The sequence below is a fragment of the Desulfovibrio desulfuricans genome (assembly GCF_004801255.1).
GTDB classification, from domain to species: Bacteria; Desulfobacterota; Desulfovibrionia; order Desulfovibrionales; family Desulfovibrionaceae; genus Desulfovibrio; species Desulfovibrio desulfuricans_C.
Window position 1 is genome coordinate 1,704,596 of record NZ_CP036295.1, and the last position, 13,787, is coordinate 1,718,382.

A 13,787-nucleotide genomic window follows, 5' to 3' on the forward strand; every position below is an offset into this window, starting at 1 on the left:
CATAAGGAGCCGAAATTGTCCGCAATACGTCTTGAAAACGTATGTAAACAGTGGGGCGCCACCCACGCTGTGCAAAATGTTTCCTTTGAGGTCAATGAAGGCTCGCTTCTTGTGTTGCTGGGGCCGTCCGGCTGCGGTAAATCAACGACCCTGCGGCTTATTGCCGGGCTTGAGAGCGTTACCGGCGGGCGCATCTACATAGGCGACCGCGACGTCACCGACCTGCCCCCGGCGGAACGCCATCTGGCCATGGTTTTTCAGTCGTACGCCCTTTTTCCGCACCTTACGGTGAGAGAAAACATCCTCTTTGGCCTCAAGGTACGCAAAGTGCCCGAGGCCGACCAAAACAGACGGCTGGACAACGCGGTGGAAATTCTTGGGCTTTCCGGCCTGCTGCAACGAAAGCCATCGGCCCTCTCCGGCGGGCAGCAGCAGCGCGTAGCCCTTGGCCGGGCCCTGGTCGCCGAGGCCTCCGTGTGCCTTATGGACGAGCCGCTCTCCAACCTGGACGCCAAGCTGCGCCTTGAGATGCGCCGCGAAATCCGCGAGCTGCAGCAGCGCCTTGGCATGACCATGGTTTACGTCACCCACGACCAGACTGAGGCCATGAGCATGGCAGACAACATCATCCTGATGCAGCACGGGCATATTGTGCAAAACGACGCGCCCGTGGCCATGTACTCCCGCCCGGCCACCACCTTTGCCGCCAGCTTTATCGGCACCCCGCCCATGAACCTTTTGCGCGTAGCCATGCAGGATGGGCAGCCTGTCATTGCCGGCAGCAGCGGCTGCCGCGTGCCCGGCCCTGTGTCGGGCGACTGCACGCTGGGCATACGGCCCGAACATGTGCAGGTGACGGAAGACGGCCCATGGGAGGCCGAAGTGCTGAGCATGGAGTATCTTGGTGCGGATTCCGTGCTGGCGTGCAGTCTGGGGCAGCAGCAGCTTGCCGTTCAGGTTGCGGGCAACCCCGGTTTTAAACCCGGCCACAAGCTGCGCCTGACCTTCAGCAGCGATGCCCTGCACTATTTTGACGCCAAGGCCGGCGCGCGCATGGAATGGGCGTAGCCCGGTATTTTTTCGGCAATGCCGGGCAGCAGCTGACCATATCCAGGCATGATCCGACAGGGACGGCGCATATTTTCGTTACGCGTTTGTCCCCGGTCGGTAACATTCAGGCGATAGTACGAGTGCAGCCCCCAAACCCCTTTGAGGAGAAATTCATGAAACGTATTCGCACGTTATTTATGACGCTTTTATGTTTTTGCCTGTGCGCTGGCAGCGCGCTGGCGGGCCAGACAAACCTGACGTTTTACTTTCCTGTTTCTGTTGGCGGCCCCATCACCAAGATTGTTGAGGGCATGACCCAGGAATTTATGAAAGAAAACCCCGATATCAAGATTACGCCTGTATATTCGGGCAACTACCGCGACACGCTCACCAAGGCACTTACCGCCCAGCGCGGCGGCGAGCCGCCGCATGTGGCAGTGCTGCTCTCCACCGACATGTTTACCCTTATTGATGAAAACGCCATCGTCTCCTACGACGAAATCGTGGGCAAGGACAACATGGCCTTTACCAAGGATTACTTTCCCGGTTTTTTGCGCAACAGCCAGACTGACGGCAAGACCTGGGGCATCCCCTTTCAGCGCTCGACCATCGTGATGTACTGGAACAAGGAAATGTTCAAGGAAGCCGGTCTTGACCCTGAAAAGGCCCCTGCCACCTGGCAGGAACTGGTAGACATGGGCAAAAAGCTCACCAAAAAGGACGAATCCGGCAAGGTCTCGCAGTGGGGCGTGGCTATCCCCAGCACGGGGTACGCCTACTGGATGCTGCAGGCGCTGGCCATCACCAACGGCGTGGAGCTGATGAACGACGCTGGCAACAAGGTGTTTTTTGACGACCCCAAAAACGTCGAAGCCCTCAAGTTTCTTACCGATCTGGCCTACAAGTACGAGGTCTCGCCCAAGGGAACCATCGACTGGTCAACGACCCCGCGCGATTTTTTTGAGCGCAAAACCGCCATCATGTGGACCACCACCGGCAACCTCACCAATGTGCGCACCAATGCCAAGTTTCCCTTCGGCGTAGCCATGCTGCCCGCCAATACGCGCCTTGGCTCGCCCACCGGCGGCGGCAACTTTTATATTTTCAAAAACTCCTCGCCTGACGAACGCAAGGCAGCCGTCAAGTTTGTGCAGTGGATGACCACCGCCGAGCGCGCCGCCCAGTGGGGCATCGACACCGGCTATGTGGCGGTGCGCCCCGACGCGTGGAAGACCGAGCGCATGGAAGCCTACGTCAAGGGCTTTCCTTACGCGGCAGTGGCCCGCGACCAGCTGGCCCATGCCGTGCCCGAGCTCTCCACCCACGAAAACCAGCGCGTAACCAAGGCGCTGGACGATGCCATCCAGGCTGCCGTCAACGGCTCCAAAAAGCCTGACGACGCGCTCAAGGATGCCCAGCGCGAAGCTGACCGCATTCTGCGCCGCTACCAGAAGTAAACAGCACGCTGCCAGAGGGGGAGCCTCCTCTGGCAGCGTCTTTTTCGGTTACATCTGATTCAAGAGAGCAGCCCTATGTTCAAACCGGAAACCATGCGGCAAATCAACGCATGGCTGCTTTTGCTCCCCGGCTTTGCCCTGGTGGTGACGTTTACGCACTTTCCTGCTGTAAGCACGTTTATCCACAGTTTTTTTATGGATGGCCGGGGCGGTGCGCCCGCCCAGTTTGTGGGGCTTGAGCAGTATCGTTATCTGCTGGATGATGAGGTTTTTCTCAAATCGCTGCGCAATAACATCATCTTTGCCTGCTGCACCATCCCCTGCTCCATGTCCATGGCCATGCTCATGGCCTTTCTGGTCAATGCGCGCCTCAGGGGGCAGGCATTTTTGCGCCTGTGCTACTTTGTGCCCACGGTACTGCCCATGATTGCCGTGGCCAACATCTGGCTGTTTTTTTACACGCCCGATTACGGCCTGCTTGAACAGCTGCGCTACTTTTTGGGTGCGACCACAGGCATAAACTGGCTGGGCAGCGAAGACACCGCCCTGTTTTGCGTTATCTCTGTTGCGGTGTGGAAGGATGCGGGATTTTTTATGATTTTTTATCTCGCGGCCCTGCAGCAAATTCCGCCCAGTCTGGGCGAGGCTGCCATGCTCGAGGGCGCCTCGCGCGCCTATTATTACCGCCGCGTGGTTATTCCGCTGCTTATGCCCACCACGCTTTTTGTGCTCATCAACGCCACCATCAACGCCTTCCGCATGGTGGATCATCTGTTTGTGCTCACCCAGGGCGGCCCCAACAACGCGACCTCGCTGCTGCTCTACTATATTTACGAGACCAGCTTCAAATTTTGGGACACGGGCTACGGGGCCACGCTGACCATGGTGCTGCTGGGCTTTTTGGGGTTTGCCGCCTTTGTGCAGTTTGGCATCATAGAAAAAAGGGTGCACTACAGATGAAAACACAGTGCAACATGTACGACAGCAGGGGCTTTTCGCGCGTGCTGGACACAACTGCCGCCTGGATGCTCGCCATCCTGTGGGCGCTGCCGCTCTTTTACGCCATCTGGACGGCCTTTCACCCGGCGGAATTTTCCACCCGTTTCAGCCTGACCGCACCGCTGACGCTGGAGAACTTCGTCAACGCCTGGAAGGCCGCGCCCTTTGCACGCTATTTTGTCAACACCATCATGCTGGTCACGCTGACCACAGGCATGCAGCTTGTGCTCTGCACGCTGGCGGCTTACGCCTTTGCACGCTACGACTTCAAGGGCAAGGGCATTGCCTTTGCGCTTATACTCATGCAGCTCATGATCATGCCCGACGTGCTGGTGGTCGAAAACTACACCACCATGTCCCGCATCGGCGTGCTCGATTCCACCCTTGCCATCAGCCTGCCCTATATGGCCTCGGCCTTTGGCATCTTTTTGCTGCGGCAAACCTTTAAAAGCGTGCCCAAAGAGCTGGAAGAAGCCGCCGCAGTGGAAGGGGCCAACACCCTGCAGGTGCTCTGGCACGTGTACGTGCCGCTGGCCAAGCCCACTTACGCGGCCTATGCGCTGGTTTCCATCAGCACCCACTGGAACAATTTTCTCTGGCCGCTCATTGTCACCAATTCCGTCAACTCGCGTCCGCTCACAGTGGGCCTGCAGATATTTTCGGCCACCGAGCAGGGTGTGGACTGGACAATCATCACCGCAGCCACGCTCATGACGTCTGGCCCGCTGCTGGTGGCATTTTTGCTGTTCCAGCGGCAGTTTGTGCAGTCGTTCATGCGGGCGGGCATCAAATAGACGCACGGCGGGCCGCAGCGTGCCAGCGCCTGCAAAACGCCACGGCCCCTTTGAACCATACAAAAAGCCCCAGCGGTCGCCATTACGGCAGCCGTTGGGGCTTTTGCTGTACGTGCGACAATCAGGCGAGCTTTTCTATACGCAGGGGGATGCCCTGGCGCACAGCGCTGCCCGAGTCGCTTTCCGTCAAGGCGGACAAACCCTTGCGGCTGGGGTCGTCAGGCACAAGATCATTGAGGTTGACGCCAGCGGCGGCCCCCTTGAGCGCCGGAATGCGCACGCCGTTTACCATGATGTCCCCTGCGCCCAGAGCCTTGTGCCCAAAGCCGTGCTCAACGCCCACAACGCCGCGCATGATGCCGTCCGTAAGGGTGGCCTGCGCGGTCTCCGCTCCACCGGGGGTCACCAGACGCACCATGTCGCCCTGGGCGATACCTGCAGCCAGCGCGTCGTCCTTGTGCACCAGCACCATGTTTACCGGCTTGATGGACCGCAGACGCGGCGAGATTATGGCGTACGAGTTGATGAGGTTTGACTTGAACGAAACCATCAGCAAGGGGTACTCGCTGCTCGTCCAGCGCGCCCGCAAGGGGGTTCCGTCCACAAACTCGGCGTCGCGCAGCCGGGGAACGCCACTGTAGCGCTTGCCGGTCTGCGAATGCACCGCTGTTGCCGCTTCTTCGTTATAAACGCACATGGCCCGCGTCCAGCGGTTTTTGGTCGCGTCGCCGTCGTAACTATCGCTGGCGGGTTCATAGCGGCCGCCACGGCTGTACAGGCAGGCCACCGGGCCCCGCTCTTCCGGCGCAAGCACGCTCTCGATGTCGGGCATAATGCGCCCTATGCCTGACAGCCTGACATCTTCCTCTGACGGAGAAGGCAGCGTTTTGCCCTTAAAAAAGGCCATATTGGCGGCAAGACGCAGATAATAGTCCTGCGGGGTGTTCAGCGGATGCAGCCCGCCCGCCGCGTCGGGGATGGCCTTGGGGCCAAAACCCGGCAGATTCATGCGCTTGGCCGCTTCAATCAAAAACAACTCCATGCACACGGGCTGGCCCGAGGCCGACTTTTGCTGGCGAGGCTCAATGGCAGGCCAGCGGGCAGTGGACATGCGCGTGAGCACGCCGCTCCAGGCTTCGGCAAAACCGCCCCAAACCTCGTACAGGCAGGGGTCTGGCACGAGGTAGTCCGCGTAGGCGTTGGTCTCGTTATGAAAGGCGTCAATGCCCACAATGAGCGGCAGGTCTTTGGGATCCCTGAGCTTTGCGTCCAGCGCCCGCTTTAGTCCGCCGTGACCGTAAATGACGTTGCCCGTCCAGTTAATCCAGCACTTGAAGGTAAAGGGATAGCCGTTGGCATGCCCCAGCAGGTGCTCGGCGGGCAGGTTGGGCGCGGTGAGCGGAAACCACGGCATATCAGCGGGATACGGATTTTGCCCGGCCTCAACCTTTTGCCTGTAGGCCGTGGATTTTTCGTAGGCAGCCTTGCAGCGGTTGGCCGGAAACCCCTTGGGCTCCTGCTTGCCGGGGAAGTCGGCCAGATTGTACCGGGGGCCGGAAAACGCCGGGTTATGAAAATTGCCCGGCGCTACGCACAGCCCGCCCTTGGCGTTGAGGTTGCCAACAAGCGTGTTGAGAGTCAGCACGGCAAAGGTGGCGTTCATGCCTGTGGCGGTCATCATGCCGCCGTGGGCGTCGGCAACCGCCTTTTTGCCGTGGGCGGTAAACTCGCGCGCCAGTTCAATGATCGTTTCGCGGGCAACTCCGCACAGGGCGGAATATTCTTCGATACTGTGCGCCTGGGCTTCTTCGCGCAGCAGGTGCAAGGCGGTGGCAGCCGTTGTTGTGGTGCCGTCCGGCAAGGTGATTTCGCCCCTGAAAAACAGCTGCGCCTCAGCGCACTGATCGGCCGGCAGCACCCTGCCGTCAGGCGCAACCACAAGCGCTACGCCCGGCAGAGGTTTGCCGTCCGGCCCCTTGCTGTCCGCCTGGGGCGGCATGCGCAGTATTTTGCCCTGAGCTGTCCCGGTCAGGCAGACAAGGTGCGTGGCGTTGCAAAAAGCCGCTTCGCCAGCGTCTGTGGCGGCCTTGAGCGTGGGGCGGCTGAGAAAATGCGCGTCATAGCGCTCGTTATCGAGTATCCAGCGTATCATGCCCAGGGCCAGCGCCACGTCCATGTCTGGGCGCACGGGTATCCAGCGCGCCTTGTCGCGCACGGCGTCAGTGGTGGACAGGCGCATTACGGGGTCAACCACGGCATAATGCAGCTTGCCGTTGGTGCGGGCCTCGGCCACCATGCGGGCAGAATGCTTGAAAGGGTTGCCCGCCTGCGCCGGGGCCGTGCCCCAAAACAGCGCAAATTCACAATTTTCAAAATCGGGCTTGCCGTGGGCGTTGGTCGCCATATCGTTCAGCACCAGGCCAGAACCCATGCGGAATGACAGGCCGCAATACGCACCGTGCTTGCCAAAATTGCGCGTGCCATATGCCTGCACCCCAAACCGCTGGAAGAAAAACCGCTCGCGGCCGTCATCCAGCGCATAGGTGAGCAGCAGCCTGTTGGCATGCGGCCCAAATTCCGGGTGTTTGGAGTTGGCGGGGCCGGGGGTTTCGCGGATGGACCGCAGCCCGTCCACCTGTCCCTCGCCAAACAGGTTGCCGCCTTCAACCACTTCTGCAACCAGCTGCTCGAATGAAATGGTCTTCCACTTGCCCTCCCCGCGCTTGCCCGCCCGCTTGAGGCAATGGGTGATGCGAAAAGGACTGGCCGAGGCGTCGATCATGGCCGCGCCGCGCCCGCAAACCGTTGAACGGCGTTCGTGCCCGGTGGCTTCCGTCTGGTCGCCCCTGGCGGAAAGTCCGCTGAGGGCCTTGCTCACTGGCGTGCTCATGGGCACGGCGTGCGAGGCCGAAAGTGGATTGTACGGGTTGCCGGCAACGCGCACCACCTTGTCCTGCGCGGCATCAATGTGCAGACGCACGCCGCACATGGTGCAGCAGCCCCAGCAATGGTTAAATGCAACGCGGCTGCCATCGCCCAGCTGTACCGAGCCGTCTTCCGCCACGGTAAATTCGGGTTTGAGGGCATTTTTGTTGATGGGGTCGCGTACGGGGTCGCCCGCAGTGCCCTGCGTGATGCCGTTGATAAGCTTTTTGCCAAGGCCTGCGGTGGCCGCTGCAACCGCGCCCGCGCCAATAATTGCCGCGCCTGCGCCCAAGAGCTTGCGTTTATTGTTATCCATGGGTGTATCCGTTCATTTTGTTTAGGCTCGGGATGGAGAAGGCAGCACCAGGGGCAACAGCACCGCCACCAGCACCAGCAGCCCCAGCGTGCCGCCAAATGCGGAAAGAGCGTCGAGGGTCAGCAGGTCTGCAAATGCGTCGCGTGCGGGATAAAGGCTGGCATTGCGGCCAAATATTTCACCCATATGGATGATTTTCCACAGCAGCAAAAAGGCTGAAAACAGTGCAACCAGGCCCCGTACGGCCAGCCGGGGCACGCTGTCGCTGCCAAGCAGAAGTGCGCACAATGCCAGCAGGGTCATGATGGCCTCCGGCCCATGCCACCACATGTCCACAAACTGGGCGTAGCCCTGCAGAGCACCCACAAACAGCGACATCACCGCACAGAGCAGGGTGCAGCCAAGGCATGCCGCGCCAAGCCCCAGCAAGGGCACGGCGTGCTCTCCGCCACGGGCAAAGCTTTCAAAGCTCAGGCGCAGACCGGCCAGCAGGGTAAGACCGCAGGCGGCGACAATTCCCGCCGCCAGCAAAACCAGCTGCGACCAGTATTCCGTCCAGAGCGCCCGCCCCACGCAGGCCCGCACCTCGCCGGTGGCATAGGCCAGAGCCAGTATGCCCAGGCACACGGCGGCAGCGCCCACCAGTTTGCCCGGCCCCCGCCTGGTGCAGCTTTGCCGCAGCAGAACAAGCAGGCTCAAAAAGCACAGCGGCAAGATATAGGCCCCCCAAGCTGTCCATGAGCTGAATGAAGGATGAACGGCAAACTCCCAGACACGCAGGGGTTGCTCTAGCGGCACAAACACGCCCATCAGCCCGCTGGTCACGGCGCACAGGCTTGTCAGGGCAAGCACATGCACAAGCGCCGGGTTAGCGCGGCGCAATGCGGCCATGCCCCCAGCCACGGCGCAGACGCCTGCGGCGAGTATCATGGTCAGCGCCAAAGGTTCCCACGCGCCCCATTCCGGCGCTTGAACAAAGGGTACAAGATCAATTATTTCGCGCATGTCATGACCTCGCCAGGGGGGTAATGGGCAACGGTTGGGGGATGGAATCCGCCCGGGTAAAGCACCTGCTGAGCCCAATGTAGAACACATGCGGATCGGTAGACTTTTCTGGATAAAGCACGGCGACCTTGCCGTCATAGGCTGCAAGCATCTTGCTTACTGCGCTTTGCGGGTCGCGCAGATCGCCAAAAATACGCGCGCCTCCCACGCAGTTTTCCACACAGGCGGGCAACAGTCCGGCAGCAGTGCGGTGCGCGCAGAATGTGCATTTGTCCGCTGTGTGGGTCTCGCGGTTGATAAACCGGGCGTCGTACGGACAGGCCTGTACGCAAAAGCCGCAGCCGATACAGGTTGTGGCGTCAATCAGCACAAGGCCGTCGGCCCGTTTAAACGTGGCCCCCACCGGGCATACGGGGACACATGCCGGTTTGTCGCAGTGGTTGCACAGCCGGGGAATAACCGCCACCAAGGGCGCACGGTGCTCTGCAGGCACCCCGCCCAAGGCGTATTCACTCACCGTAGTGCGAAAGTTGCCGAGGGGAACGGCATTTTCCGCACCGCAGGACACGGTGCACGACTGACAGCCCACGCAACGCCGTAAATCCACGACCATGGCATATCTTGGTTTGCCCTCGCCAGCCCCGGCCAGCGCCTGCCCTGGCATCAACGAAGCAACGCTGACGCAGCAGAGTGAAAGAAATGTTCGACGTTGCATTACGCCTCCACTTTTTAATCGCTGAATTTTGTGGCAACTAAAAAAATTCAGGGCATTATGTTTATAACCGTCGGCGTTTTCCACCGATGCAAGTCTATTTTTGTATGTATGCTGCAATAGCATGTCAACATTGGTATTTTGGGCACAATCAGTGCATGCTGAAGGCTTTGGCGGGCTGTAGGCCCAATCATGGGCAGGCAAGGATGCCGCAAAGCCTTGCAGCAAAACGTGTGCGCAAAAATAATTTTAACTCTATTAACTCTACGTGGGATGCGACAGTGCAAAAAGCTCACGTGCGTCAGCCAACAGCAGACCAGTTCGACACACCTTGTGACAACACGCACGTGAGAGGTGAGCGGCCCGCAGACGGCACTGTAATGCCTTGTAAACCCGTGGCAAACGGGCTTATGCTTGTTCTGTCCCCAAAATGGGTTCCAGCCGCGCCCATAAGAGGCATGGCCCCTTTAAACGGAACAACCCACAGGAGGGTTTTATGGCTGTTTTGAAAAACTCAGTGAAATTGCTGCTTGCCGCTGGCCTGCTGCTGGCCGGTACCGCAGTTGCGGCCCAGGACAACGCAGGTTCAGGGCAGGAACTGTACCAAAAACTTTGCGCGTCCTGTCATTCCGCCAGCCCGGCCGCCATGAAGGGCAAACCCGTGGACGCCCTGCTGGCAGGCATGGAAAAGGTCAAAAACATGAGCAACGCCAGCGGAGCGGCCGCACGTATGCAGCAGGTGCTGCAGCCCCTGAACCCGGACCAGACCAAAAGCATTGCCGTTTACCTTAACGGCCTGCAGTAAGGTATATTTGCCAAAACAAACATGCTGCTGATTACCTCCCCATTGCGCCGGGGTATGGGGTTATCGCCCACTGTGCAAAAAATTGCGCTTGCAATGCGCAAAATAACAGGGCATATAGCTGCCAACGCTATGCGGTTTCGGGCAGTTAGCTCAGTTGGTTGAGCACCGCCCTTACAAGGCGGGGGCCACAGGTTCAAGTCCTGTACTGCCCACCAAATAAATCGAGGGGTTATCCTGAATAGGATAGCCCCTTATTTTTTGGGCGCATGTCTTGGGCACATGAGGGCATAATGTCGGGGAAGGATTCGATCTCTGATCCGGCCTCGGCGTCAGAACGAATCCAGACCAGCACACAGGACTTAACCACTGGCCCGCACCGTTTTCCAATCCGTCAGAGCGTCACCAGTGAGCCCGCCGTCAAAAAAATCGCCATGTTCGCGTTGCATGAGCCCTCCTGAAATAACGAAGCCGCCCTAAGGCGGCAGAATGACATCCCAATGTGCGGCTTTGACGTTTGATCATATCAGGACTATTTATAGTAGATGAACAAAGAAAATCTTCCTATTATTCGTCCCTGTATTAAGTGTGGCCAAACGCCAACACTTGAAACTTCCCGGCCAGAGGGCAGAACCCACGACATTTTTCGGCTGGCCTGTGATTGCGGTAACTGCCCGCTGCAATGGTCTGTAAGTGAATCTGCGGCCATCAGGCTGTGGAATTCTTACGTCGCCTCTTGAAATATCATCGGCCCGCTAGCCCCACGGGCAGGGGTTGAGGTAACTACCGTGCTATGCGTTGGCCTAGCCCTATAGTTTTTTAAAGAGTTCGCACCCGCAAATTGGGCACTTCTTCTTTTATTGAAACCGTCCCACACTTTTTGCAGGTGCGGGACGGTTTGCCGTCATTGAGCCGCTCCCCCTTACAACTGGCGTAGATATGTGCGTAGTTTTTTTATTTGCGCTTTCCACGCCATTCGGGGCTATTCGGCTCATCGGTGCCGCTTAAAGGAGTGGCCTGTGTCGCCCTGTTTTGACCCTCCCCCCGAAAAGCATGCCAGTGAAAGTTAGTGCTCATGACATAGGAGCACAAGATTTAAACGTAGCAGATTCACCGAAGAACAGATTATTGGGATATTGCGACAAGCTGAGGCAGGAGTGCGCGTTGTCGATCCTGCTGTCAGAATGGCATTTCGGATGCGGCCTTTTACAAATGGCGCAGCAAGTTCGGTGGAATGAACATCTCTGACGCCAAGCGGTTGCGCCAGTTGAAGAAAGAGAACGCCCGGCTGAAAAGACTTGTAGGCGAGCAGGCGCTTGATATTGTCGTCCTGAAGGACGTGATCCAAAAAAACTTTTGAAGCCCGCAGCCTCTAGGGAGGCCGTGCATCATATTCAGGCTGCGATGGCTACTCAGAGCGGCGGGCTTGCCGAGTGATTCAGTTTAACAGCTGTTCAGCCAGGCGGGCACTATCTGAAGACCGAGATATTCTTTTACGGACGCGGATGCTGGAACTGGCAGGAAGATCGGCGGCGTTTCGGTTCTCCGCGCCTGCATGAGTTATTGCGCCGGGAAGGCTGGTGCAGAATCACAAGCGGACTGGAAGGATTTACCAGGAAGAAAACCTCTCACTGCGCACCCGCAAGCGACTGAAACGTCCAAGCCATGCCCGCATTGCCCATGCTGGGCCTGCTGGCCCGGATGAGCAATGGGCGATGGATTTTGTGAGTGATTCCCTTATGGGGGGGCTGGCGCATCCGGATTTTACAATTGCCGATCTGCGGGATCGCTCAAGCCCGGCACTCCAAGTGGATATGTCGTTGCCTGAAGTTCGATTTGAACGATTCCTTGAAAAGCTACGTCTTCAAGGAAGGTTGCCGCAACGTATCAAGGTTGATAACGGTCCAGAATTTAGCGATACGGCCTTGGATGCGTGGGCTTTTGAGCACGGTGTGCAGATAGATTTTACTCGTCCGGGGAAGCCCACGGCTAATGGACACATTGGAAGCTTTAACGGTAAATTCCGGGATGAGTGCTTAGCTCAGAACGTGTTTCTGTCCCTGCACGATGCCCGCAGAACAGTTGAAGCCTGGCGACAGGATTACAACCATCGGCGACCGCACAGCTCATTGGGCTGGCTGACTCCGGAAGAGTTCCGTGAAAAGAATAAACCAGTAACCCATTGGGAACCACTAACTTACAAGTGGTATACGCAGTGGGGTAAGGTCAATCCATAAAAGCCTTCCGTAATGATTCACATGAATTAAACCCTCGAATAAATTGCTACATCTTCTCTAAACTCCGCAATCATGGCTTCCGTCAAAGACGGTCTGAAAGAAGCGATTTTTTCAGCAATCATCTCTGTGGTCACAGGCGTGTTTACCCCGCTTTCACATTCTTCTTCAAAGGCATACTGGGCAACAATTTGGAATAGATACTCAATATCTGCAGGCGTAAATTTAGGCGTCAAGCTTACAATATGATCAACATCAACAACGCCGCAGTTCATCATCGACAAATAGTATTCCAGAATTGTTTTTCTTCCATCGTCATCCAGAGTTCCAACCGGAATGATGCAATCAAAGCGCCCCGGGCGTAGCAGCGCAGTATCCAATTGGCGGATGTAATTTGTTGCGCATACGAGCAGAACTTTGTTTGGTTGGCTCTTTATCAGTGGTACCTGTTTGAGAAATTCGTTGGTAATCGATCTGTCGATTCGGTTGGCGCTGTCCCGGCTGCCTGCGAACTCCTCAAATTCATCAATGAAAATAATGGCTTCATCCAAGCTTCGCGTTTTTTCCATGATTGCTCGCAAATGCGCCCCAATTTTATCCACACCGTCAACCATAAGCATGCTTGGTGCGATTTCTATGAACCACCACGCCAGTCGCCCGGCCATTGCCTTGACAAAGTGGGTCTTGCCCGTACCGGGAGGGCCAAAAAAAATGATAGTCTTAGGCGGGATGACGCCATATTTTTCTGAAAGTGCCCCCTCGACCAAGGGGAGTATAATCTTTTTGTGAATCAGCTGTTTGGGGGGTTGCGTGTCTGAGATAGTGTCCCAAATATCTCTGCTGATAGTGCGCGCGCCCATCTGCACCAAAAGCTTTTCCTGATTGTGCGTAGAAAGCTCCTCATCCGTCCCTATGTTCTCAAGAAAGTCGGTGCAGGCAATCTTGAATCCGACATCCCGATTCAGTCTTTCAGACAGAACCCACTTGTGTTGCATAATTTTTTGCCAAAGGTCCAACGCTACATCCGCATCGAATTTTGCGCCGCTGGCTTCAAAGATTTTGCTGGCGCAAATTTCTGGAGAGGGAGTGTCTAGTATGATTTTATCCAAAATGAACCCCTGGTTGTAATATTGTGTGGGGCAATTATTTTCTGAATTTATGAGTACGTTTGCATGTAAAAACGAAAATATTGCCATATAAACATATTTGAAGCGTCTATATTTTAGTTATATTTTAATCTTATAATTACCATTGTCACTAGCTTTTTCATGAATTATAATTTCTTTTTTTAAAATTATTATATGTTCATCAGAGATATAAAAGTACTATTTTGTGTGGAACAATTATATCTACTAAATATTCTTTTCTCAGGGCATAATTAATGCCAGCCCATGAGACAAAGCTCGCCACAAACCCTCACTTGTCATACACAAGCGGCTAATCGCAGATAGCCTTTTTAGGCTGGCATTGCAGGCCAACAAAATTTGTGCTGC

Annotated in this window: 10 protein-coding genes, 1 tRNA gene and 1 pseudogene; 8 read left to right on the plus strand and 4 right to left on the minus strand. The window is 56.8% G+C overall.

The window, feature by feature from the left end; all coding sequences use genetic code 11:
• Window positions 1-15 precede the first annotated feature (15 nt).
• From DDIC_RS07090 to DDIC_RS07105, 4 genes are all read left to right on the plus strand, one after another.
• Window positions 16-1,068 carry an ABC transporter ATP-binding protein gene (locus DDIC_RS07090; RefSeq protein ID WP_136399792.1) on the plus strand — a complete coding sequence of 351 codons (1,053 nt, stop codon included), beginning with the start codon at window positions 16-18 and terminating at the stop codon, window positions 1,066-1,068.
• A 155-nt stretch (window positions 1,069-1,223) separates the two neighbouring features.
• Window positions 1,224-2,507 (plus strand): ABC transporter substrate-binding protein, encoded by a 1,284-nt coding sequence (locus tag DDIC_RS07095; protein ID WP_136399793.1) that lies wholly within the window; start codon window positions 1,224-1,226, stop codon window positions 2,505-2,507.
• A 75-nt stretch (window positions 2,508-2,582) separates the two neighbouring features.
• Entirely contained in the window at window positions 2,583-3,467 is an 885-nt protein-coding gene (locus DDIC_RS07100) for a carbohydrate ABC transporter permease (RefSeq protein ID WP_136399794.1), read from the plus strand.
• Entirely contained in the window at window positions 3,464-4,300 is an 837-nt protein-coding gene (locus DDIC_RS07105) for a carbohydrate ABC transporter permease (RefSeq protein ID WP_136399795.1), read from the plus strand. The genes DDIC_RS07100 and DDIC_RS07105 overlap by 4 nt, the downstream gene beginning before the upstream one ends.
• A 121-nt stretch (window positions 4,301-4,421) precedes the next feature.
• On the opposite strand, the gene DDIC_RS07110 is transcribed toward DDIC_RS07105, so the two are convergent.
• The 3 genes from DDIC_RS07110 to dsrO are packed head-to-tail and all read right to left on the minus strand — an operon-like array spanning window position 4,422 to window position 9,261.
• The gene (locus DDIC_RS07110; RefSeq protein ID WP_136399796.1) at window positions 4,422-7,541 is read right to left on the minus strand and encodes a molybdopterin dinucleotide binding domain-containing protein; all 3,120 of its coding nucleotides are present in this window, start codon (window positions 7,539-7,541) and stop codon (window positions 4,422-4,424) included.
• 21 nt (window positions 7,542-7,562) lie between these two features.
• The gene (gene nrfD, locus DDIC_RS07115; protein WP_168732492.1) at window positions 7,563-8,546 is read right to left on the minus strand and encodes an NrfD/PsrC family molybdoenzyme membrane anchor subunit; all 984 of its coding nucleotides are present in this window, start codon (window positions 8,544-8,546) and stop codon (window positions 7,563-7,565) included.
• Window position 8,547: 1 nt separating this feature from the next.
• Window positions 8,548-9,261 (minus strand): sulfate reduction electron transfer complex DsrMKJOP subunit DsrO, encoded by a 714-nt coding sequence (gene dsrO / locus DDIC_RS07120; protein WP_136399798.1) that lies wholly within the window; start codon window positions 9,259-9,261, stop codon window positions 8,548-8,550.
• Between the two features lie 493 nt (window positions 9,262-9,754).
• Between dsrO and DDIC_RS07125 the strand changes: the two genes are divergently transcribed.
• The 4 genes and pseudogenes from DDIC_RS07125 (at window position 9,755) to DDIC_RS07150 (ending at window position 12,297) form a co-directional block, all read left to right on the plus strand.
• Complete coding sequence (locus DDIC_RS07125; RefSeq protein WP_168732493.1) at window positions 9,755-10,063, plus strand: c-type cytochrome; 309 nt, start codon at window positions 9,755-9,757, stop codon at window positions 10,061-10,063.
• A 139-nt stretch (window positions 10,064-10,202) separates the two neighbouring features.
• A tRNA-Val gene (locus tag DDIC_RS07130) sits at window positions 10,203-10,278 on the plus strand.
• 968 nt (window positions 10,279-11,246) lie between these two features.
• Window positions 11,247-11,420, plus strand: a pseudogene (locus tag DDIC_RS07145) (transposase); the annotation flags it as partial.
• 220 nt (window positions 11,421-11,640) lie between these two features.
• On the plus strand, window positions 11,641-12,297 hold the full coding sequence (locus DDIC_RS07150) for an integrase core domain-containing protein (protein ID WP_136399802.1): 657 nt from the start codon (window positions 11,641-11,643) through the stop codon (window positions 12,295-12,297).
• Between the two features lie 26 nt (window positions 12,298-12,323).
• Here DDIC_RS07150 and DDIC_RS07155 read toward each other — a convergent pair whose 3' ends face one another.
• Complete coding sequence (locus DDIC_RS07155) at window positions 12,324-13,403, minus strand: ATP-binding protein (RefSeq protein WP_136399803.1); 1,080 nt, start codon at window positions 13,401-13,403, stop codon at window positions 12,324-12,326.
• Window positions 13,404-13,787 lie beyond the last annotated feature (384 nt).

Coding starts and splice junctions, on each gene's coding strand:
- dsrO (WP_136399798.1), bottom strand. CDS start 9,261: ATGCAACGTCGAACATTTCTTTCACTCTGCTGCGTCAGCGTTGCTTCG.
- nrfD (WP_168732492.1), bottom strand. CDS start 8,546: ATGCGCGAAATAATTGATCTTGTACCCTTTGTTCAAGCGCCGGAATGG.
- DDIC_RS07125 (WP_168732493.1), top strand. CDS start 9,755: ATGGCTGTTTTGAAAAACTCAGTGAAATTGCTGCTTGCCGCTGGCCTG.
- DDIC_RS07100 (WP_136399794.1), top strand. CDS start 2,583: ATGTTCAAACCGGAAACCATGCGGCAAATCAACGCATGGCTGCTTTTG.
- DDIC_RS07095 (WP_136399793.1), top strand. CDS start 1,224: ATGAAACGTATTCGCACGTTATTTATGACGCTTTTATGTTTTTGCCTG.
- DDIC_RS07105 (WP_136399795.1), top strand. CDS start 3,464: ATGAAAACACAGTGCAACATGTACGACAGCAGGGGCTTTTCGCGCGTG.
- DDIC_RS07110 (WP_136399796.1), bottom strand. CDS start 7,541: ATGGATAACAATAAACGCAAGCTCTTGGGCGCAGGCGCGGCAATTATT.